The organism is Leptospira ellinghausenii, from assembly GCF_003114815.1.
In the GTDB taxonomy this organism is placed as follows: Bacteria; Spirochaetota; Leptospiria; order Leptospirales; family Leptospiraceae; genus Leptospira_A; species Leptospira_A ellinghausenii.
The window spans coordinates 67253-88414 of sequence record NZ_BFAZ01000008.1 but is presented as its reverse complement, the minus strand read 5'-3'; the positions used below and the strand labels follow the sequence as shown (position 1 = coordinate 88414).

17 protein-coding genes are annotated in these 21162 nt (G+C 38.7%); 12 read left to right on the top strand and 5 right to left on the bottom strand.

Annotated features, from left to right (window positions below):
- Window positions 1–5 precede the first annotated feature (5 nt).
- The 6 genes from DI076_RS07595 to DI076_RS07570 all read left to right on the top strand — a co-directional run bounded on the left by DI076_RS07595 (window position 6) and on the right by DI076_RS07570 (window position 8823).
- The gene (locus DI076_RS07595) at window positions 6–1766 is read left to right on the top strand and encodes a proline--tRNA ligase (RefSeq protein WP_108959344.1); all 1761 of its coding nucleotides are present in this window, start codon (window positions 6–8) and stop codon (window positions 1764–1766) included.
- A gap of 204 nt (window positions 1767–1970) precedes the next feature.
- Window positions 1971–3161 carry a tryptophan synthase subunit beta gene (trpB, locus tag DI076_RS07590; RefSeq protein WP_108959343.1) on the top strand — a complete coding sequence of 397 codons (1191 nt, stop codon included), beginning with the start codon at window positions 1971–1973 and terminating at the stop codon, window positions 3159–3161.
- On the top strand, window positions 3158–3958 hold the full coding sequence (gene trpA, locus DI076_RS07585) for a tryptophan synthase subunit alpha (RefSeq protein ID WP_108959342.1): 801 nt from the start codon (window positions 3158–3160) through the stop codon (window positions 3956–3958). The genes trpB and trpA overlap by 4 nt, the downstream gene beginning before the upstream one ends.
- A 90-nt stretch (window positions 3959–4048) precedes the next feature.
- The gene (locus DI076_RS07580) at window positions 4049–6376 is read left to right on the top strand and encodes an adenylate/guanylate cyclase domain-containing protein (RefSeq protein WP_108959341.1); all 2328 of its coding nucleotides are present in this window, start codon (window positions 4049–4051) and stop codon (window positions 6374–6376) included.
- Window positions 6377–6383: 7 nt separating this feature from the next.
- A complete protein-coding gene (dxs, locus tag DI076_RS07575; protein ID WP_108959340.1) occupies window positions 6384–8273 on the top strand; it encodes a 1-deoxy-D-xylulose-5-phosphate synthase in 1890 nt (629 codons plus the stop codon).
- 64 nt (window positions 8274–8337) lie between these two features.
- Entirely contained in the window at window positions 8338–8823 is a 486-nt protein-coding gene (locus tag DI076_RS07570) for a tetratricopeptide repeat protein (RefSeq protein ID WP_100717701.1), read from the top strand.
- On the opposite strand, the gene DI076_RS07565 is transcribed toward DI076_RS07570, so the two are convergent.
- Both DI076_RS07565 and DI076_RS07560 read right to left on the bottom strand, forming a co-directional pair.
- Window positions 8820–9335 carry a hypothetical protein gene (locus tag DI076_RS07565; protein WP_108959339.1) on the bottom strand — a complete coding sequence of 172 codons (516 nt, stop codon included), beginning with the start codon at window positions 9333–9335 and terminating at the stop codon, window positions 8820–8822. The genes DI076_RS07570 and DI076_RS07565 overlap by 4 nt on opposite strands.
- Complete coding sequence (locus DI076_RS07560) at window positions 9316–9720, bottom strand: hypothetical protein (RefSeq protein WP_108959338.1); 405 nt, start codon at window positions 9718–9720, stop codon at window positions 9316–9318. The genes DI076_RS07565 and DI076_RS07560 overlap by 20 nt, the downstream gene beginning before the upstream one ends.
- Before the next feature lie 83 nt (window positions 9721–9803).
- On the opposite strand from DI076_RS07560, the gene DI076_RS07555 reads away from it, so the two are divergent.
- Window positions 9804–10490: a hypothetical protein gene (locus tag DI076_RS07555; protein ID WP_108959337.1), complete on the top strand. Its 687-nt coding sequence runs from the start codon at window positions 9804–9806 to the stop codon at window positions 10488–10490.
- A 7-nt stretch (window positions 10491–10497) separates the two neighbouring features.
- Here DI076_RS07555 and DI076_RS07550 read toward each other — a convergent pair whose 3' ends face one another.
- The gene (locus DI076_RS07550) at window positions 10498–13035 is read right to left on the bottom strand and encodes a cyclic nucleotide-binding domain-containing protein (protein WP_108959336.1); all 2538 of its coding nucleotides are present in this window, start codon (window positions 13033–13035) and stop codon (window positions 10498–10500) included.
- Between the two features lie 87 nt (window positions 13036–13122).
- Here DI076_RS07550 and aroA point away from each other — a divergent pair, with 87 nt between their 5' ends.
- On the top strand, window positions 13123–14409 hold the full coding sequence (aroA, locus tag DI076_RS07545) for a 3-phosphoshikimate 1-carboxyvinyltransferase (RefSeq protein ID WP_108959508.1): 1287 nt from the start codon (window positions 13123–13125) through the stop codon (window positions 14407–14409).
- Between the two features lie 59 nt (window positions 14410–14468).
- Here aroA and DI076_RS07540 read toward each other — a convergent pair whose 3' ends face one another.
- A complete protein-coding gene (locus DI076_RS07540; RefSeq protein ID WP_174705035.1) occupies window positions 14469–15113 on the bottom strand; it encodes a DUF6272 family protein in 645 nt (214 codons plus the stop codon).
- A gap of 258 nt (window positions 15114–15371) precedes the next feature.
- On the opposite strand from DI076_RS07540, the gene DI076_RS07535 reads away from it, so the two are divergent.
- The 3 genes from DI076_RS07535 to DI076_RS07525 all read left to right on the top strand — a co-directional run bounded on the left by DI076_RS07535 (window position 15372) and on the right by DI076_RS07525 (window position 18729).
- Complete coding sequence (locus DI076_RS07535) at window positions 15372–16505, top strand: AraC family transcriptional regulator (RefSeq protein WP_108959335.1); 1134 nt, start codon at window positions 15372–15374, stop codon at window positions 16503–16505.
- 121 nt (window positions 16506–16626) lie between these two features.
- Complete coding sequence (locus DI076_RS07530) at window positions 16627–17052, top strand: hypothetical protein (RefSeq protein WP_108959507.1); 426 nt, start codon at window positions 16627–16629, stop codon at window positions 17050–17052.
- 108 nt (window positions 17053–17160) lie between these two features.
- A complete protein-coding gene (locus DI076_RS07525) occupies window positions 17161–18729 on the top strand; it encodes a hypothetical protein (RefSeq protein WP_245918325.1) in 1569 nt (522 codons plus the stop codon).
- Here the strand turns inward: DI076_RS07525 and DI076_RS07520 are convergent.
- Entirely contained in the window at window positions 18721–20256 is a 1536-nt protein-coding gene (locus DI076_RS07520) for a histidine kinase dimerization/phosphoacceptor domain -containing protein (RefSeq protein WP_108959506.1), read from the bottom strand. The two genes, DI076_RS07525 and DI076_RS07520, sit on opposite strands and share 9 nt — an antisense overlap.
- A 144-nt stretch (window positions 20257–20400) precedes the next feature.
- Between DI076_RS07520 and cmk the strand changes: the two genes are divergently transcribed.
- On the top strand, window positions 20401–21153 hold the full coding sequence (gene cmk / locus DI076_RS07515) for a (d)CMP kinase (RefSeq protein WP_108959333.1): 753 nt from the start codon (window positions 20401–20403) through the stop codon (window positions 21151–21153).
- Window positions 21154–21162: the final 9 nt, after the last annotated feature.

Here is a 21162-nt window from a genome sequence, read left to right as displayed (position 1 = left end):
ATGAAATGAAAGCTAGTTCCTATTTAATTCCAACTGCGAAAGAAGACCCACAAGATGCAGTGGTAGCCTCTCATAAATTGATGATGCGTGCAGGCCTTATCCGTAAGTCTGCAGCAGGTCTATACTCCTATTTACCACTTGGTTTACGTGTTCTTCGTAAGATTGAAGGCATCGTGAGAAAAGAAATGGATGCGGCAGGTGCTTTGGAATTCCAACTTCCGATTCTAACACCGAGTGAAATTTGGAAAGAATCTGGTCGTTGGGACAAAATGGGTAAAGAGATGTTTCGTCTGAAAGACCGCCATGACAACGAAAGTTGTCTTGGTCCCACACATGAAGAATCATTTTGTGTGCTTGTAAAACCAATGGTTCGCTCCTACAAAGACCTTCCGATCAATGTATACCAAATTCACACAAAGTTCCGGGATGAAATCCGCCCTCGGTTTGGTGTCATCCGCTCTCGTGAATTTACAATGAAAGATGCGTATTCTTTTCATTTAGATGATGAATCCTTGGATAAAACGTATCAAACGATGCGTAAAACCTATCGTAGGATTTTTGCAGGCATGGGACTTTCCACGATTCCTGTGCAAGCGGACTCAGGGAATATGGGTGGTTCTGCCTCGGAAGAATTTATGGTCGTTTCACAAATTGGAGAAGAAACACTCACAATTTGTCCTACTTGCCATTATTCAGGGAACATTGAAAAAACTCCCGTGATACCCAAAAAAAATACAAACAAACAAGTGTTCAATGGCAACGGAAAACTTCATACTCCTGCAAAAAAATCCATCACAGAAGTCGCAGAGTTTTTAAACACAAAAGAAGAGAATCTTTTGAAAGCAGTGGCACTTGTTGCCGATGGGCAATATGTCCTTGTTTTTTTGGAAGGGGATCGCGAACTAAACGAAAACAAATTAAAAAACCATTTGGGTTGCAATGAGCTAAGACCGATGGGCCCAGCGGAAATGGAAAAACTAGGACTTGTTCCTGGATTCATCGGACCAGGTTTTCCAAAATCAGAATCGCTTAAAATTTACATTGATTCCTTACTCGATTGGAATTTTGCCTATATTGCTGGTGCAAATGAAATTGATCACCACATAGCGGGTGTTCAACTCTCTTCTTTTTTCAAAGAAGAGGAAGTGACTAAGATCGATGTTTCCCAAGCAAAAGTAGGTGACCCTTGTCCTTCCTGCGAAACTGGCTTAACGGCCGAGAAGGGGATTGAAGTAGGTCATATTTTTAAACTAGGCCAAAAGTATTCCAAAGCATTTGATATTACAGTTCTGAATGACAAAGGAAAGGCTACTACCACAACCATGGGTTGTTATGGGATTGGTGTGAACCGATGTATGGCAACTGTGATCGAACAATGTAATGATGACAAAGGAATTTTTTGGCCAATCTCCATCGCACCGTTTACGGTTTGTTTGGTGAGTATTGCCAAAAATCCTGATGATATCGCAAAAATTGAATCCATCTACAAGGCACTTGTCGCGGCTGGCATTGAAGTGTTGTGGGATGATCGTGACCTTGGTCCTGGATTTAAATTTAAAGATTCTGAGCTCATCGGATTCCCCATCCGAATCACATTAGGAAAAGGGTTTTTGGAGAAAAATGAGATCACAATTCTTGATCGTAAGTCCATGGTGGAAGAGACCATTTCTTTTACGACAAACGAAGATCTCGTCAAGAACCTACAGGAAAAAATCGCCACCCTCGAAGATTCCATTCAAAAGGATGTAACTCTCGCGGGAACATGAACTTTTCCCAAGAATTTTTTTAGTGAGCAAAGGAACTTGTAGATCAAAATCGGCTTCTGTGATAAACAAAGGTCATTGGGTGGCGGGTGGATAACCCCACCCAGTTCGATTAGGGCGGGGAAATCTTCTTAAAAATCCCCGAACTCCCCACCTCCCCCAAAAGAAGCAGTTTTCATATTCACCTATCCCTCTATCTTAGGATATATGGGCAAAAACCAACCTGGATATTTTGGAGAATTTGGCGGTCGATACGCACCAGAAATTCTAACAGAAGCTCTTGAAGAGCTAGAATCCACCTATCACAAGTTAAAGAAAAGTAAAAAATTCAAAAAAGAATTAGAATTTTACTTAAGCAACTATGTCGGAAGACCGAGTCCTTTAACTTTTGCAGAACGTCTCACCAAACATTGGGGAGGTGCACGTATCTGGTTAAAAAGAGAAGATCTTAATCATACTGGTGCTCATAAAATTAATAATGCCATCGGACAAGCGTTAATTGCAAAATTTATGGGCAAAAAAAGAATTATTGCAGAAACTGGTGCAGGCCAACATGGCCTTGCTACGGCTACAGTCGGTGCTATGTTTGGTATGGAAACTGTTGTTTATATGGGAGCAGTTGATGTCGAAAGACAAAACTTGAATGCCAAAAAAATAGAGATGTTAGGTGCAAAAATATTACCAGTTACTGCTGGGGAAGCCACTCTCAAAGAAGCAACAAGTGAGGCCATGCGTGATTGGGCTCTCAATGTTTCAACAACTCATTATATTGTTGGATCTGCCATCGGACCTCATCCATTCCCTACAATCGTACGTGATTTACAAGCTGTGATTGGAAAAGAAGCGAGGTCACAGTTTAAAAAACAAAACCATAAACTCCCTAATGCCATTGTTGCCTGTGTGGGAGGTGGATCAAATGCGATTGGGATGTTCACTGCATTTTTAAAGGACAAACATGTTGCTATTTATGGTGCAGAAGCTGGTGGACTTGGTCCAAAACCTGGCGAACATTCTGCCACTTTAACCTATGGCAAAACTGGTTTTTTGCATGGAACAAAAACTCTCATCATCCAAGATGAAGCAGGTCAAATTGTACCCGCACATTCTGTTTCCGCTGGTTTAGATTATCCCGGTGTTGGTCCCGAACATGCTTTTCTGTCCCAATCAAAACGCGTGGATTATCGAATGGTTACCGACGAACAAGCGCTAGATTGCTTTTTGGAGGTGACAAGGACTGAAGGAATCATTCCTGCTCTCGAAACAGCTCATGCATTTCATGTAGCAAGAGACGTTGCAAAAGATTTAGGGAAAAAGAAAGATCTTATCATTTGTCTGTCTGGTCGTGGTGATAAGGATGTTACGGAAGTGCTTCGTTTGTTAGGTGAAAAGAGTAAATGAGTAAAATAAAAGATCTTTTTGAAAGTGGAAAAATAAAATCTGCGTTTATTCCGTATTTTACGCTTGGAGACCCAAATTATAATGATTCCATCGAATTTGGAAAAACGATTTTAGACAATGGTGCTGATATTTTAGAATTAGGGATTCCGTTTTCTGATCCAGTTGCAGATGGTCCTGTGATCCAAAGAGCAGTTGCGAGATCTTTGAAAAACAAATTTTCCTTTTCTGAAATCTTTCGAGTGACTAAAGAAATTCACCGACACAAAAAAGACGTACCTCTCGTTTACTTAACTTACTTCAATCCAATCTTTCACTGTGGGATTGAAGATTTTTTGAACCAGGCAAAAGATTCTGGGGTTGTCGGACTTGTGATCCCTGATTTACCTTTTGATACCAAAGAAAGTGAAGTTTTATTCCAAGAACTAAGAAAACGAGATATGGATCTCATCCATTTGGTCACACCAGCTTCGACTAAAAAACGAATTGAAGCATTGAAAAAAACATCTACAGGTTTTATTTACTATGTTACTTCCTTTGGTGTGACTGGCGAACGCCGCGAGTTCTCAGTTGATTTGAAAGAAAGGATTCGGTTTCTAAAAGAAACCATCCAATTGCCAATTTGTGCCGGGTTTGGTATCTCCACACCAGACCAAGCGGGTCAAATTTCTGGCTATGCGGATGGAATCATCATCGGATCTGCCATCCAAAGGATCATTGAAGAAAATGGACATGAATTTCCCAAAGCAAAACAAGCTTTGGCAGAATACATTGCCAAGATTCGGGTTGCCATTCCCTAAATTTTTTTCCCAAATCACTCAAAAACATTTGAGTCTCTTTAAAAAATCCGAGAAAATGGTCGGAAATTCCTAAACGAATAAAGAGGCTCTATGTCCGACAAAGAATCAAAATCGCTTTCGATTTTGGATTACCTCAGCATTGCTGTTGCCACCCTTGGGTCACTCGGTGTGATCGTATCTGTTGTCATGACAGGATGGGTATATGAATATTCCTTCCTGATTGGTGGGATGCTTTTACTCCTCACTTCTTCCTATTTTGTTTACAAAATCATTGAAAAAGTTTCCAAAGACAAACAAAAGTCAGGTGCAATCTGGCTGTCCTATGTAATTGCCATCTTTATGTATACGATGGTCAATACATTCCAACCTCTCAAAGAGTTAGAAGAAAATTCCGTTTCGTTTCGTTTTCAATTTTTGCGGGGATCCAATACAAAAACAGAAAGTGAGGGAGATACAGGTAGAATTGAATACATTCAATACAATCCTCCTGCAAAAGCAAGAAAGGATATCAACATCATTGGTATCACAACTGAGTCACTTGAAAAGTTACAAGGTACTTGGCCACTTCCTTGGAGTTATTATGCAGATATCATCGAAACGTTTAAAGACTCAAACAACATTCTTATGTTCGATATTTTCTTTGTGGATTATAAACCCGGCCAAACAGAAGAGATGGTCACTGCATTGCAAAAAAATCGCAATGTTTTATTTGACTACCCTATGGAAGTCAGCGCAGAATCTAAGGAAGCAGTTCTCAATCTAGAAAAACGGATTGATATCTTACGTAAGTTCCAATTAAAGAATGTCATCGATGAAAATGATGGAGGGATATCCTGGGTAAAATTTCCTCAACCTCCTATCGAACCAATCGGTGAATTATCAGCTGGTCTCGGTTTTGCGAACGTTAAAAAAGATGAATCTGGTTTGAACCGCAAAATGCCTCTTGTGGTGAAAGTTTATAATTCAGGACGGGATAGAGAAACAGAATACTTCCCATCCATTGACTTACTCATTGTTTGCCAATACTATGGTATCAATGTACAAAGTGATGTAGAAGTTAACATGGGACATTATGTAAAACTTAAAAATATCCCAAATAAAATCATCCGCGAATTCAATGTCAAAGCTCGTAAGTTTGAAGAACGTGATGTAATGCACATTCCAAACGAAAAAAGAGAAGTGGTGATTCCCATTGATTGGGAAGGACAAATGGAAATCAATTATGTGGGAGGAAGGTATTCATTCAAACAAAATGAAATTTTCGAAGTCACAAATGATTGGAATCCAGAATTACTCGAAGCAAATCAAATTAACAATAAAATATTCCTAGTTGCGATGTACTATGCAACTGGTCGTGGAGCTTCGAAAGACTCCCACTTATCTCCGTTTGGTGATATGTCCGGAATTGAACACCACGCTCATGCAGTGAACACAATCTTAAACCAAGACTTTTTGTCCACAATGCCAAACTGGGGAATCTTTTTGATTTATGTTGGGCTTGGTGTGATGATTGGATTTTTGCAACCACGTGTTAAAACTCACATTGGTTTTGCTATTATGTTAACGCAGTTATTATTGTATGTAATCGCTGCACTTTATATTTTCCAAACTTTCAATCTCATCACAGTATTACCTTCTGTTACCATAGAACAGATAGTTGTCTTTGTTGCCATCATTGGATTTAGAATTTTAACGGAAGAAGAAAACGTAAAATACATTCGTCAAACCTTCTCCAAATTCGTATCCAAAGACGTTGTGGATGAACTCCTCAAACACCCTGACAATTTAGCTCTCGGTGGATCCAAACGAGAAATCACGATCTTTTTCTCTGACGTTCGAGGGTTCACAACGATCTCTGAACAATTGGGTCCAGAAGATTTGGTGAAATTACTCAATGAGTATCTTTCTGCTATGACAGACCTCATCATTGAATATAAGGGAACCATCGATAAATACATGGGAGATGCGATCATGGCATTCTGGGGTGCTCCAGTGCCATTGGAAGACCATGCTTATTATGCTTGTGTGGCTGCACTTGCACAACTTGACCACTTAAAAGTGCTGCAACAAAAATGGGCAGAACGAAATGTCCCTGTGATCGACATCGGTTGTGGTCTCAATTCAGGCCCTGCTGTTGTGGGAAACATGGGATCATCTCATAGGATGGAATACACTTGTATGGGTGATACAATCAACTTAGGATCCCGTTTGGAAGGTTCCAATAAAATGTACACCACAAATATCATCATCTCGGAATACACCTATGAAAAAGTGAAAGACCGAGTTGTGACAAGAGAACTTGATTTGGTGCGTGTAAAAGGAAAAACCCAACCTGTTCGGATTTACGAATTGCTTGGAATCACAAACCCAGAAGATATGGAGAAAATGAAGCGGCCTCTCCAAAAGGCGGCAACATGAAGTTTCAATGCCATCGTACCCATATCTCGACAAAATCAATTTCCCAGAAGACCTTAGAAACCTAAAGGAAACAGACCTCCCTGCCGTCTGCCAAGACGTCAGGGAATACATCATCGATACCCTCTCTGACGTGGGAGGGCATTTTGCTAGTAACCTAGGAGTAGTGGAACTCACAGTTGCCCTCCACTACGTCTTCCAGACTCCTAAAGACAAAATCATATGGGATGTTGGCCACCAAACCTACCCTCATAAAATCCTCACTGGACGAAAAAAAGAACTGCCCACTGTCCGCAAATGGTTAGGCCTCTCTGGATTTCCTAAACGTGAAGAATCTGAGTACGATTTATACAACACTGGACATGCAGGGACATCCATATCTCAAGCCTTAGGAGAAGCATGTGCACGTGATCTCATGGGTGAGAATTACAAAGTTGCCGCAGTCATTGGTGATGCATCGATTGCAACAGGTATGGCTCTCGAAGCCATGAATCATGGTGGTCATATTAAACCGAATATGCTTGTCATCCTAAATGACAATTATATGTCTATTTCCAAAAATGTTGGTTCTATTTCCAATTATCTCAATCGAATCATCTCGTCTCAGGTTTATAATAAGGGTAAAACTGCATTTTATGGTTTCTTAAAATGGATCCCATTGATTGGTCCAGCCTTACAAGCATTAGCTCATAATATGGAGACTTCGTTTAAACATTTTATGATGCGTCCAGGTGGACTTTTTGAAGACCTTGGGTTTACCTATTTTGGTCCCATCGATGGTCATGATGTGAACCGAGTGGTTCAGATGTTACAAAACCTTTCCAAAATCCAAGGACCAATCCTTCTCCATGTTCTCACACAAAAAGGAAAAGGATACAAACCTGCAGAAGCCGATCCTATCAAATACCATGGTGTGACCCCATTTAACAAAGAGTCAGGTAAAATGGCATCTGCAGATGCCAATAAAATTGGGCTCTCAAAAATCGTAGGAAAAACTCTCATCGATTTAACGAACATGGACAAACGAATTGCAGTGATTACACCTGCAATGATTGAAGGTTCCGGGTTACGTGATTATCAGGAAACTTATCCCAACCATACTTTTGATGTAGGTATCGCCGAACAACACTCAGTCGCATTTGCGGGAGCGATGACAAATGGTGGTGCGATTCCCTTTATGTGTATTTATTCTACGTTTTTAACGAGAGCAATGGACCAATTGGTGGAAGATGTATCTCTCATGAACCTACCCGTGCGATTTGTCATCGATCGTGCTGGTATTGTAGGGCCCGATGGTGAGACCCACCAAGGTTTGTCTGATCTAGGATATTTGGCTGGCCTACCCAATATGGACATTATGGTCCCAAGTTCAGCACAGGATATCATAGATAGCCTTCATTTCATGAAAGACTATACGGAACATCCGATCGCGATTCGTTTTCCAAAAGACAACGGCGACTTACGTGAGTTAAAGTTTGAGTCACCAAACCAAGTCAACAAAGGGAAAGCTAGGCTTGTGTCTGAAGGAAAAGATTTACTCATATTATCACTTGGATTTATGTTACCCATTGCCAAACAAGTTGCAGAGATCCTCAAATCAAAAGGGATTACAACAACAGTAATCGATCTTTTTTGGTTACGTCCTTATGATTCGGACTTGGTCCACAAATGCATCGAATCCACCCAAAAATTTGTGATTTTGGATGAAAGTTACCTCCACGCAGGGGCATCTGGTTATCTTTTGAACGAAATTCCAAATCATCTCATTGGTAAGTTCTTAAAAACATTTGCCCTCCCTTTGGAACCAATCCACCACGGGGAAAGGAACCAAATTTTAGAGCATTACCGATTGACTGCGTCTCAAATTGCTGATGATTTATTGCAAAGTTTGCAAAAATAAAAAATAAGTTTTCAAGGAGATTTTTAAGGTTTCCGAAAATGAAAGAAAACAGGTGAGGATCTCTTTGTCTTCAAGTTCTTTCCAACTTTCTTTAGATTTAGCAAAAGACCATTTTAAAATCGGTGATTTAGACCGTGCCGAATTCCACCTTCGTTCCAGTTTAGAATTGGAAGAATCAGAGGAAGCCTATTTTTATTTGGGACTTGTACAAAACGCTCTTGGATCCTGGAGTGATGCATTGGCTTCTTATTACAAAGCCGTTAGTTTGGACCATGAATACGGGAATCCATGCAATGAAATAGGTGTTTTACTTCTACGTATGGGCAATGACAAGGAAGCAGTGTATTGGTTAAAAAAATCAGTACGATGTGAACGAAATGATGCTCCTCACATCTCCTATTTTAACCTAGCAACTTTGTATAAACTTTGGAACCGTCCTGAAAGATCCTTACAATACTTACACAAAGCACTTTCTTTAAAAAAGGATTTTTTAGAAGCTAATGAACTTTGGCGCGAATTAAAAGCGGACGAAGAAGCTCCTTCCAATTAACTATAGTCAGTGGGGAGGGGAACCATTACCTCTCCCTCATACATTGGAATTTGCATTTTAACCCCTTTCCAATCCAAATAAGTAAATCCACCTTCCTCGATTAACAAATCTGATAGTTCTTTTGCAGCATTCCATGTGAATCGGTATTTGATCTTTTCCTCATTTGACCTGAGTCCCAAGATTCCACCGTCCTTTGTTTCATAAATTTCGAATGTACCAAATGGATAACTCCTCCCATCATCGGTGAGGAATAGAATCTCTTCTTCTAAAACTTCTACGTGTAAGACATGGCAAGGGAAACCATCAATTTTGATATACCCATGTTCCGAAAGTTCACCAAAGGTATTTTCAATGTAGACACCTTTTTCATTTCCATGGAGGTTATTGCGAAAGTAGGTGAGGATTTCTTCTTTATCAATGGGGTTTCCGCGAAAAATCCATTCGTCGGCTGGTGAGATATAGATTTCAGAATCAAATTTTCTTGGCATATGATTATCGATACCGGAAGGCATACCCTTTCCAATAAGGTAAGTTAGATTGTTGGAGGTAGGAGTGTGTCGTCCTTCCTTTTTGGTCCATTGTTTGTACGGAAAGTGTATCAATTGAGGTTTGGTTCTTTTCTGTCATCCACACTCCATCAATTTTTCTTGCATACATATCTTTTTTAAGCCTTGGTTCATACTCTTCCCAAGTTAAGTCTTCTGTATTGCGAATGATCACCTCTCCCACGATTTTAAAGAGTTTTTTGGGCCTTTCTCTTAGGATTTCCACATCTTGCCAGGAAGATACCTTATAACGATGATCATTTGGACGAAAATCAGGTTCTGGGATAAAATCCACGGAAGAACATCCAAAAAACACGACTAGGAATAGGATTGGGTAAAAATTGAACCGCATTTTATACCTTAGACAAAAATATGCTATACATTGGTAGAATTGCCATAGGATAAGCAATACAAAGATTTAGGCACCAAGCTTTCATGGAAGAAACAGACATCGGGAAACGCAAACGGGAAAACGTACTCAAAATTGGTTACTCTACCTTAGATGAAATTGAGGAAAAAGTAAAGGCCTTTCGAGTTATGAACCAAAATGCCGTGAAAAAGCGGTATCTTATCACCCGAGACCCCATTTTAGACCCTCAGGGAAAGGTGTTACTCGCTAAGGCACAGGAAATTGATGTTTCTGCGGCTAAACTGCTCAGAAGGCATTTCAAAGGTGCTGATATGTTCAAAGTGTTCCAACCTGATGAGGGTCTCGTGATCATTTCTGATATGTCTACTATGGAAGGAGTTTCCTTTTCTATGGACATTGTGACCCAAATCATGAACTTGGGTGGCGGTGCTTACGAAGGTTTTATTGACCGAGTGGATAGTTTTGAAGACTTCATTGGCCTTCTCAAAAAAAACCTATTCCCTCGTATGATCATCGTGGGATATTTGCCAAAAGAAAAAATCCAAACCGAAATCATCAATTTCGTGAAAGTAAAACGTTTGGACAATTACCTCCGAACATTGGAACTTACCCATACCGTTTTTAAACCAACCGCTTATTTCCCCAAAATCAAACAAGTGAACATCTCACAAGAAGACCCAAAATCCTGGGGACGATTTGTGGTAGAGATCGTCCGCGAATACACAAGACCTTATTTTGTCGAAGAAGTGTAATTTTAAATTACACTTCGTAGAAAGTTAAATTTTCATACAGTTCTTTTGGTAAGTTACCACTTGCATCCATGTACTTTTTGTACTTGTTTTCAAATTCTTTGTGTTGGCGTGTACGGATATTTTTGAAGCGGTTATGGAGTTCTGCATACGCAGGTTGTGATGATATTTTTTCCCGTATATTTTTATGAAATGGGATATGACGGTAAAAAATAGAACGTACCACACGGTTGACACGTTGTACCCCTTCTGCTTCATACCGGATCCATAAAGAATAATCATAGGCAAATTTATCACGGTCAGTACGGAATCGTTTGAACTCAGATGAAATTTTTTCTTTGAGTTCAGGAGAAAGGTCCTTACTTTTTTTATAAAACTGCACATAATCCGTGTAATCTGCTGTGATCGATGGAATCCCTACGTTATTCCAATCTGGTCCAAGGATATTTTTACAGAGTTCCCAACGGAAAGCAGCGATAGCTTCCAACATAAAGGTTTTGAGGTCACCTGTTACAAAATGTGGGATACAAATCCTACCTCTTGATTCTTTTGATCCTGCTCCACGGAAAATGGAAAGGTCTTGCCACATCATGATTTTTGGACCAATGGAAGGAACGAGGATAAAATCAGGAATGATTGACCTTTGTATAAACTCGTTTTTAATTCCAATGTCTTCGTTTCGGTAAATTACCTCACGATTGAAGGCTGTATAATCAATCCCTAATATGTATTGTAGTGCTTTTTCTACATCATCTTTGGAAACAAAACATTTTTCAAGAGGGATGGTGATGTGGTATTTTGTGAGAATTGGAAAATGGCTGGCAATGTTTCCTGAAGTCAAACGCACGTTAGGTTCATACATAGAAGAAATTTCAGAGCCAAGTCTCGCATCCCCAGTATCATAATCGGGTGGGATGTCTTTTTCGGATTTGATCCCAGAGTCTTTGAGGTCCATTTTTAATTTTTCAAAAAATGTTTGTCCCAGTTCATCAACAGAAGTAGGAACTTCCCGAGAATAAATTTTTTCTAACCAATCGGTACCATGGTGGATCGGAGCACTTGGATTTCCACCCGGTTGGTACAATCTGCCTACAAGTTCTACGATATGACCGTCGTCGAGTAAGGTTTCGTCAAAGTATCCATAACGTAACATAAGTTCAACGGCTTTGGGGGCTTGTTTCCCTGATTGTAACCATTTTGTGAAAGATTTTTTATACACATCCCAATATGTTTTGGCAATTGTCCTTCGGATTTTACGATTGTCTGGTTCTGGATCGAGTGGGTTTTTGAAGGACTTCAGTTTTACCATTAAGGTTGAAAACTCTTTGACTGCTTCTGGGTCTGCTTGTGAATAGTTTAGGATTTGACTTGCAGAATTAAGAAGTTCCACTTTTAGAGCTTTGGTATCAATTCCTGCTCGGATTGGATCTCCACCTTGTGCAATGGCCTCCTCTTTGTTTTTCTGTGCATTCAGTTCATGTCCATACTTATTTGTAAGTTCCGATTGTTTGGATTCGAGTTTGTCTAAACTATTGCCAACACTTGCATAATTAGTTCCAAAAATTTGTTTGTATTCATCAAGAAGGGATTTGGATTTTTTTAATGCCCACTCGGTAATGGGAAGTAACACTGTGGAAGGAATTGTGGAATAACCAGTATTAAACAAATCTAATGTTAGATTAAACTTCTCCAGTAGTGCATTTTCTCCGACAAACATAGAATTCATCATTTCTGATAAATCATAAGTTTCTTTACTAAGGAGTTCGAATAACTCGCGGTATGTTTTTACATAACTTTCAGCAGCACTTTGTAAAAGAGTTGGATCGGCTTCAAACAAGGCTTGTGAAATTTTAGGATTCACAGATAAAATTTTACGAATAAAATGGAATTCTGCATCATTCCATTCGATGGATTCACTATAATCTTTTTCAAAAAATTCGCCGTGGTCTTCTTCTAAAAAGTTGATTGTTGGTTTGTCAGGTAACATCCCACCGTGTTCTTGGAAACCAGCTAAATTGTTTCGGATGAGTTTCATCACAGGATCGATGATGTTTTCATCTCGAGTGATCATCGCTCCCGGTGTAACATCAGAAAAGATAGATGGATTCAAAATATAATAAACGGCACCCAAATTATCCATCGTTTGTTCAAACTTGGAGGAGAGACCTTTGATGGATAATACACGTTTGTAGAGTTCTCCGATTTCTTTGAGAAGGGTTCGAACTGCCATAACGCCAACAGATACTTTCGTAGTGAGAGTTTTTTTTGCATTGGCTTGGTTCATGACATATGTGGATACAACACATGAAGTTTTAGCACGAATGGTATAAGGGTAAGGTGTTCCTTCGAGCAAAGCAAAGATGCCTGGTGTTAAATTGGCTCCTTCCAAACTGTACAAAACAATGCTTGTGTCGCCGAGTGTGGTCTCGACTCGCACCGAACCCTCATGGAGGATGTTCATGGAAGTTGAGGACTTACCTCCGATGAAAAGGACTTCACCTGGATTGACTGGGATCTTTTGGTTATTTTTACTGGTATCTAGAGGCATTTGGTTGTTCGTAAAGGAAACTTAGGTTTCCGACAAACGCTAATAAAGAAGCGCCAAATTGCAAAATACTTTTTAGAAAAATACAACATGTTGCAGCCACAATTCAAATTAAATGCGAAAAAAGAAATTTATGTCCCAGGTGATAAGTCGATCTCTCATCGGTCTGTGCTTTTTTGCGCCCTCTCCCAAGGGAAATCCGAAATCCATGGCTTTTTAGAAGGGGAAGACCCGCTTCATACCTTACATTGTTTTGAATCGATGGGACTTTCAGTCTCTTCCCTAGGAAAAGGAAGTTATACAGTCATAAGCCCAGGCAAAGAGAATCTCAAGTCTCCCCAAGGGGTTTTGGATTTTGGAAATGCGGGGACAGGGATTCGTCTCTCTGCAGGATTACTGGCAGGACTCCCACAAATACAAGCAACACTGACGGGAGATGCTTCCCTTTGCAAACGACCCATGGCTAGGATCATGAACCCATTAAAAGAGATGGGGGCTGACATTGTTTCCGTCGAAGGAAACGACAGAGCACCACTTCGCATCCAGGGAAAACAATTAAAAGATTATTCCTACCATAGTCCCATTGCCTCGGCACAAATTAAAAGTGCACTTGTCCTTGCGGCTTTGTCATCTGGCATCTCAATTGATTACAAAGAATCGGAAGTATCGAGAGACCATACCGAAAATATGATTCGTTTCCTTGGCGGAAACATCATCCACCATTCTCCCATTCACTTTACCGTAAAACCTCCTTACCTTTTTGAAGGGGCAAAGTATGTAATCCCTGGTGATATTTCAAGTGCTGCATTTTTCATTGTGTTTGGTTTATGTGGGGGAGGGAGTGAACCTCTTCTCATCAAAAATATCGGACTCAATCCATCTCGAATTGGAATCATCACAGTTTTACAAAATATGGGTGGCAAAATTGAAATTGTCGCCAAACGAGTGGAATGTGGAGAAGAGATTGGTGACTTACTCATTTTTCCATCAAAACTCAAACGTATAGTGATTACCGAAGATTTGATTCCTTCCATCATTGATGAAATTCCTATTTTAACCGTTGCGGGACTTTTTTCTGAAGGTGGATTTCAAATTTCTCATGCGGAAGAGCTGAGGGCTAAAGAATCAGATCGTATCCATTCTATGGTTTCCAATTTGGAAAAACTAGGGATTCAGGTGAAGGAAGTAAAGGATGGATATGAGTTTGATGAAGTAAGTTCCATTCAAAAAACAAAAATCGAAACCTTTATGGACCACCGTATTGCAATGAGTTTTGCAATCCTTTCCAAACTCTCCGGTGTGGAACTTACTTTTGATGATACAAGTTGGGTCGACACAAGTTTCCCTGGATTTTTTGATATCTTAAAATCCATGTGATATCAGTTACATGTAAGAAACTTGTATCATCTTGTTGTTACCGTAACAAAAAAATATCCTTAGAGAGTTTCAGTTTCAGAAATGAAAAGATGAGCTCTCATTGTGATTTCAAAATCATTTCCTTCTAGTTTTGTAAATTCATAAGCAAGAGGGAGTTGGTAATCTTTAAGCAAACGTAGTAATCCCAAACCAAAAGTAGGAATCCCTTTGTGATGTGCTTCGAGAGCTTCGAAGTATAACTCATTGATATCATGGGATTGGATTGTCTGAATTTTATTTTCAAAAATTGCCTTCATCCATGGAGTGATTATATTTTTCACTTCAATCCTTAATTGGTTTCCTAAGTCCTTAATTTCAATGTGGATTTTACTTTCTTCTTTGTCAGAATATTTTGCAGCATTTTCAACCAGTTCATTGATTACCGTTGAAATCGTATTTTGATCAAGTTGTTTTGATTCGAAAGAGTGAAAGTAAAATTGAGAGATGAAATTGGACAAAACATCACAACGTTTCCAGTAAAATGCCATGTCAGCTACAGAAACTGAAATGGAAAGTTGGCTATGGTAATAAATGTTCCCTTGTAATAATAAATTTTTCTCATCATTTGTCTGATTGGAATTCGTTTGAGATCTCAAATGAATGGGAGAAAAATCGGTAACAACTTTAGTTTGAAACATTGGATTGGGTAAACAAACAAATGACATAGGACACCTCTTTATGCTCTAAGGATATAACAATCCAAACGAACTGTCGTCAAAGTGGATCAATTCATACTTGTATATTCCGCCGTTTCGATCGAATCGGACAAATTGTGTTGGGCCTTTGTCATATCTTTTTTTTGATTTCGAGAGAAATGTTATCTTCCATTTAGAAAAAAGGGTTGGTCATAACAGAACGCTCTCTTGCATCTTGAGTCTAAAGGACACAATTTCAGAAATGGAATGGAATCAGTTGGTAATTGAATGGATTTATTTTTTCAGACACATTTTGAATCATTGAACTTTTTTTTATTATTTTCAACCTTACTTGCCTTTCTTTACGCAGTAGGGGAATTTTTCAGTTATCATAAAAATCGAAAACAAATTTTACTAGGGATTATATTCTTAGGAACCAGTTACCATTTATTCAATTTATACCTAGTTTCCTCCGGGCATATACGTTCATTTTATCCAGTGTATCTAACCAATTTGCCTATGATTGCTTGTTTGGGTGTATTATTAGATGAATATTTTCTCATTGTTTTGGAAGGAAAGTTTCGTTCCTTCAGAAGATTGTCGTATCGTCTTGTTCCCATTTTGTTATCTTTTCTTTTGATCATTGGATGGAATGTTTGGAACCATAACAATGATTTGATAAGGGAAAGTCGCGGAGAAAACCCATTTTTAGAAAGGCCAATTGCATTGGTTCTTGTTACCATTTTGATTTATTTATGGTGTATGATTCGTATCGTCTGGCGTATTTCTAAAAAAATTCGCTGGAGTACGTTTCGCAAAAACTATACGCTTCGTATCGGAACTACAATTGTCAGTTTTTGTTTTGCATTATCATTGTATGGACTCAATACAATTGCTACTGGAGATCACACTTCTTTCCAGATTTCAGGGCTTGCAATCGGTATTTTTCTGTGCATTTTATATGTGATTCGCCAGAGTTATCCAGATTTCTTTTTGGAAGTTCGTAAGATTGTACAGGATGAAAAAAAAGCAAAGATCTCTCAGATCTCAAAATTAGATCATAATCTCATCCGCGATAATTTAAAACAATTATTTGAAATTGAAATGATTTACCGAGATGAAACACTAAACCTCCGAGATTTAGCAGAAAAAATGGACCTAAGTTCCCACCAACTCTCAGAGTTTTTGAATTCAGAGATGAAAAAAAGTTTTTATCAGTTCACTAACTCATACAGAATCAACGAAGCCAAAGACAGGATCCAAAAAGAACCCGAAAGATCACTGCTTGCCATTGCCTATGATGTTGGTTTTGGATCCAAATCTACCTTTAATGAAGCCTTCAAAAAAGAAACTGGAACCACACCAAGAGAATACAGAGAAAAAATTCTAAAAAAACATCTTATTCGATCCAGTCGGACGTAGTTTTTCGCCCAATCCGATCCAGTCAGACGATTTGGAAAACCAAACGCTGTATGATGGAGTCAAGTTTGTGAGAGTGAGTGTGAAACTTCTCTCAAAACAAATTTGTTACAAGGACAAAACCATGAAAAAGAAAATCAGTTTGATGATAGCGATCGTGTTTGCTTCCCAAGCGATGTTTGCAACTGAAGCAAACCAAATGAATGTAAAAGAAGCAGCAAAAACTTTAGTCAGAAATGGTATGACCAACAAAGAAGCTCACGAATACATAAAGGCACATATCACTCCAAGTGAATTTGTAAGAATTAAAAGAGCGATTAAAAATGCAGAATTCGCAGGAACACTTGACCAAGATTTGGACAACATTGTTTCTTCCATTCAATTAAAAGAAGCAACTGGTAACTACTTACACGGAAACAATTTCAAAATTATGGAAAATGTTTTAGCATCTGTTACAGTTGTCGCAATCGTTGGGATCTTAGTACATGCTGGTGGATTTGGTACAGTCGTGACTGGCGGTATGTATGACTCTGTAGGGCTTGGAATCTAATCAATTCTATTTGTCTTTCCCCAACCAGTTAAATCTTGCTTTTCCAAATGAATACAATGGAAAAGCGAGATTCTTTTCGAATCAGTTTTTATCTTACGGAGGAAATCCATGAATTTGTATCAAATGAAGAAACGATTTTTTGGTTTCTCTTCAATCTTCTTATTGTTTTTGACAACAAACATCGTTGGGATTTCCCAAGTGGAAGATCATGTTTTGGATTGGGATCAGCTTCAGAAACAATTTGTACCGAAAAAAATAAAAAGAGAAGAACTAAACCTTAAGTCAACATCACATTATGTTTTAGAAAACTTTTCCATTCATTCCCAGTTTGAAAAAGATCCAATTCTTTTAGATCAAGTATATGGGAATCGTAAACTACTCACATTGGGTTACCAACTCCAAAAAATTGAATCTAGATTTCATCATATTTATAAACAATCCGGATTCAAAAACGGTACAACAACTCCAAAAGAGAAAATCATCATCCGAGTCGATACACCTTTTGTGTATTCCCCATCGTTGTACTATGATCCCAAGGTCAAACTCAAGAACACTGCACTCACAATTCCTCCCTCGGAAAAACAAGGGCAATGGAATAACGAGATGTGGTTTGCTCCCAAATGGGATTTTCCAATTGTAGATCGATTTGTTTTTGATCGGATCATCGATACTGCTGCTTGTCCTGATGTCATATACCATGAATATACACACCTCATCACAGGAAAATATTTAGGAAACAATGCAATTGGACGTTCTCTCGCGGAAGGGATTTCTGATTATTATGCTGCTTCCATGATTGACTATCCAGAGTTATATTCTCATAAAACCTGCGAAGGAGTGAAACGACAATTGCTTGTTAGTTCCTTTCGTTTGGATCGTGAAATCGGATTTTATGATTCCAGTATCGAAAGTGATTTTAAAAAGAATTTTACATTCATCCCTTCCCTTTTGTGGAAGTATCGATCAGTTGTTGGCAAAGAATTGGCAGATCTTACAATTTTCCAAGCGATTACAAAAACAAATGTTGGGGATCGATTTTTCCCTGAATTTACAAACACCTTATCAAACTCATTGTATCAAGAGACAAAAAAACAATTTGGAGAGGAAAGAGCCAAAGAATTGGTCAATCAAGTTGAAACAGAAATTTGGATTCCGAGAGGCCTGTTTACGAATTTTGGATTTGAGAAATCAGTGTTTTCACGTTTACCAAAAAAGAATCTTCGGCTAACCAATGCAGATGCTAAGACATTTGAATTTTGCCAGAATCAAAACGAATTTGAATTTTTTTGGCAAGATGTGAATGTGAATGATCCTACATTGCGTTTTTATTGGAAATGTGACCAGGTAAAACTGCCAATGCTGATCCAATTTGACCAAACAAACACACGTAATTATTTGGTGACAAAGGATTTGCACTCACTGAACGGTAAAATGAAGTTTGCAAGCCCTAATGCCTGTAATCCGGAAGTGAAACGGGCAGGTATGGATGAAAAATTATACTTACAAATTTGTAATTATGCAAAAGATAATTATTTTTATTGGAAAACAATGGAAAAAGAAATGCGATTGTATTGGGGTGATCCATCGGATACTTTTGAGAAAAGGCAGTTTGTATTAGAATTTGCTTATTTAGGGAATGCTAAAAATAAATTTAATTACCAATTCGAATCAAATTGATTTTAACTTTTGGAGTGGAAATTTGAATTTATACTCAGTACGTTTGTCACCATTAAACGAAAGTTCACCGTTGATTTGTTTTGTTAACATGGTGACCAAACTGAGACCAAAACCCTGGTTTTCGGAATTAGCCAATTCAAAATTAAAACCATTGCCATTATCGCCTATGAACAAATAAAAACAATCGCCTTCCTGCCATACTTTGATTTGGATTTCAAGTTTGTTTGCTGTATTCCTAGAATATTTCAAACTGTTGGTTAATAATTCGTTTGTGATGATCCCTATCGCACGGAGTTGGTCTGAAGTTAATTTGAGATTGGCGATATTTAGGTTTAATTGTACTGGATAAGGGAATAAGGAGATGATTTCGTTCGTGAGTGGTTCTAAATAATCTTTCAATTGTAATTCATTGTTATCCTTTTCTGTATAAAGTTTATCATATAAAACAGACATGGTTTTGATTCGGCTTGTCGCTTCTTTCAGGGAAGTTTTGACAGCTTCGTTTTCATTGGAGTTAGCTTGCAAATCCAATAAATTGTTCAAAATAGTCATATTATTTTTGATACGGTGGTGAACTTCACGTAGTATCATTTCTTTTTCCGAAAGCAGTGCATTTACTTTTTCTTCTGCAATTTTGCGTTCTGTTACATCATGAACGATTGAAAACAAAACAGTGCGATTGTCAGATTTGATTGGTGTTGAGAAAATCTCTACTTGTTTGATATTGCCATTTGCTAATTTGTGCGAAAACGAAAAAAAACTTTTGTTTTCGTTAAGTGCCGACATCCTTTCTGTTTTTAAATCATCATGATTGAGCATGTTAATGAATTCAATATTCATTTTTGAAAGTGCTTCATGCGGATAACCGTAAAATAAGACTGCAGATTCATTTGCATCGATGATGTCACCTGTTAGAGGATCAATGATTAGGATCACCGATGAATTTTTTTCAAAGAAGTCGCGAAATCGTTTTTCACTTTCCAAAAGTTTTGTGGATGTGATCGATTTTTCAATGGCGATACTCACTAAATCAGCAGTCTCAGAAATGATAAAAATATCAAACTCAGTGGGGCTAGCAACTTCTCGATGATACATGGCAAATGTTCCCACAACGTCATCTGTGTGTGATCGAATGGGTTCTGACCAACAAGAGTAAAGTCCTACACTCAGTGCAATTTCCTTGTATTTTTTCCACAGTGGACTTTTGCTGATATCTTCTACAATGATTCGTTTTCCCGTATAAGCTGCCGTACCACAAGACCCAACTTCAGGGCCAATCAAAATCCCTTCAATGGCATCATTATAAATTTTGGGAAGAGAAGGGGCAGCACCAATTTTAATTTTTGAATTTTCGATGAGAACAATGGTACAAATGAGAGAAGGGTTCAGTGTCTCGATCCCTGCGACAATTTCATTTAGAATTTTTTTTAAGGGTGAATTTTTGACGATTTTTTCCAGAACGCCACTCCGGAAACTTTCAAAGTCTGCAATTCGCTCTGGATCCAGATTACGATTTCGAACTTTCACGAAAACTCCACCTTTTGCCCATGATCCTTCTGACGAAAAAAAACATGTCAATCTTAATACGTATACTCTTGGTTAGTTTATGTTCTGGCAAAAGAATTCCTATAGACGAAATCAAATCCATTCCTAGAATTTGCCTATCTACTTATGAGTTTACAATCGATTGAAAACGTAATCGCGATTGATGGGCCAGCTGGTTCCGGAAAAAGTACTCTTGCCCGAATGATCGCCACGAAATTGGGATACCATTACTTAGATTCAGGGGCATTTTACCGTGCGCTAACTTTTGCTATTTGGGAAAAATTCCAAACAACTGGTGAGGATGAATCCAAATTTCCGTTTTACACCGAAAAACTTGCCGATGCGTCTCTATTAGAGAAGGATGAGGCAGAATTTGGTTTCTCCGTATCCAAAATCCCCGTACATTGTGAACTCTCTTCCCAAGGCGAAAACATCATGTTCCTCGGAGAAAGGGACATAAGCCATAAAATCCGCGATCCAGAGATCACAAAAAAAATCCGTTACATTGCCCCAAGGCGTGCCTTTCGGGAGATTTTAAACCGCCATATCCGGGAATTTGCCAGAACTCACAAACTCGTGATGGATGGGCGTGACATTGGGACCGAAGTTTTCCCTAAGTCGAAATTTAAATTTTTTCTCACTGCCTCTGTGGAAGTCAGGGCCAAACGCCGATACGATGAATTAGTTGCGAAGGGCTTCAAAGCCGACCTGAACCACATCAAAGAGGAAATTGTGGCGAGGGACGAAAGTGACACTACCCGTACTGTGGCTCCGCTGAAACAAGCTTCCGACGCAATCCTGATTGACACGAGCACCCTCGACACAGAAACTGTCCTAAATACTATCCTGTCCAAGGTTTCACCCTCTGGGCAAATCTAAGTTTTGTAT